This window comes from Methylobacter sp. BlB1 (assembly GCF_015476545.1).
Classification (GTDB): domain Bacteria; phylum Pseudomonadota; class Gammaproteobacteria; order Methylococcales; family Methylomonadaceae; genus Methylobacter.
The window spans coordinates 1-1,678 of record NZ_JADMKV010000154.1 but is presented as its reverse complement, the minus strand read 5'-3'; the positions used below and the strand labels follow the sequence as shown (position 1 = coordinate 1,678).

Here is a 1,678-nt window from a genome sequence, read left to right as displayed (position 1 = left end):
AGGTCAAGATCCGCGGCTTCCGCATCGAGCTGGGCGAGATCGAGGCCCGGCTGGCAGAACACCCGGCGGTCCGGGAAACGGTCGTACTGGCCCGCGAAGACGGTCCCGGCGGCAAGCGGCTGGTAGCCTACTACACCGGAGAAGCCGGGCTGAGCGTGGACGAGCTGCGCGCGCATCTGGCCGAGGCGCTGCCCGACTACATGGTGCCAGCTGCCTTCGTGCAGCTGGCCGCGCTGCCGCTGACCCCGAACGGCAAACTGGACCGCAAGGCCCTGCCGGCGCCGGACGGCGATGCCTACGCCGCGCGCGGCTATGAAGCGCCGCAAGGCCAGACCGAACAAACCCTGGCGGCCATCTGGGTCGAACTGCTCAAGATCGACCAGATCGGCCGCCATGATAATTTCTTCGAGCTGGGCGGGCACTCCCTGCTGGCCGTGACCTTGATCGCACGGATGCGTCAGGTCGGGTTGGCTGCCGACATACAGGCCTTGTTCACCGCACCGACGCTGGCCGGGTTGGCGGCGCTGGCCGATAACGGCAGCCAGATCGAGCAGCTGGTCATCCCGGCCAACTGCATTCCTGACGGCTGCACGGCCATTACGCCGGACCTGCTGCCGCTGGTTGATCTGGCGCAGGCCGATATCGACCGCATCACGGCGTCTGTGCCGGGCGGGGCAGCCAACGTGCAGGACATCTATCCGCTGGCGCCGCTGCAGGAAGGCATTCTGTTCCACCACCTGATGGAGTCCGAAGGGGATGCCTATCTCTTGCCCTCTCTCTTGGCGTTCGACACGCGTGAACGTCTAGACGGGTTCCTGGCCGCCCTGCAGGCCGAGATCACACGCCACGATATCCTGCGCACGGCCGTGGCCTGGGAGGGGCTGCCGGAACCGGTGCAGGTGGTCTGGCGCGAAGCGAAACTGGCGATTGAAGAGGTCATTCTGGACCCTGAAGCCGGCGATGCCGCCGAACAGTTGGCGGAACGTTACGATACGAGACGTTACCGCATCGATGTGCGTCAGGCACCGATGATCAACGGCTTCACGGTCTATGATTCAAGGAAAGGGCGTTGGCTGCTGCTGTTGTTGACCCATCATTTGGCGCTCGATCACACTGCGATGGCCATCCTGCTGGAGGAGATCCAGATGCTCCAGTTGGGCCAGGCAGAGCAACTGCCGGCGCCGCTGCCGTTCCGCAACTTTGTTGCGCAGGCGCGGCTAGGGATCAGCCGGGAAGAGCACGAAGCCTTTTTCCGCGAGATGCTCGGCGATGTCGACGAGCCGACCGCGCCGTTCGGTCTGCTCGATGTAATGGGCGACGGCAGCCGGATTCAGGAAGCCGAGCTGACCATCGCCGCAGATCTGGCTCGACGCCTGCGGGAACAGGCCAGGGCCTTGGGCATCAGCGCCGCCGGCCTGTTTCACCTGGCCTGGGCTATGGTGGTGTCGCGGACCACGGGGCGCGATGACGTGGTTTTCGGCACGGTATTGTTCGGGCGCATGCAGGGCGGCGAAGGCGCCGGCCGGGTGTTGGGCATGTTCATCAACACCTTGCCGTTGCGCGTGCAGCTGGCCCAAGGCAGTGTCCTGGAGCAAGCCCGTGACGTGCAAACACAACTGGCCAACCTGCTGCGCCATGAACATGCGCCGCTGAGCCTGGCGCAACGCTGCAGCGCCGT

1 protein-coding gene is annotated in these 1,678 nt (G+C 65.3%); it reads left to right on the top strand.

Annotated elements, in window-relative coordinates:
* Positions 1-1,678 (top strand): condensation domain-containing protein (locus tag IT781_RS21760; RefSeq protein WP_228779353.1); only part of this gene is annotated, 1,678 nt, incomplete at both ends.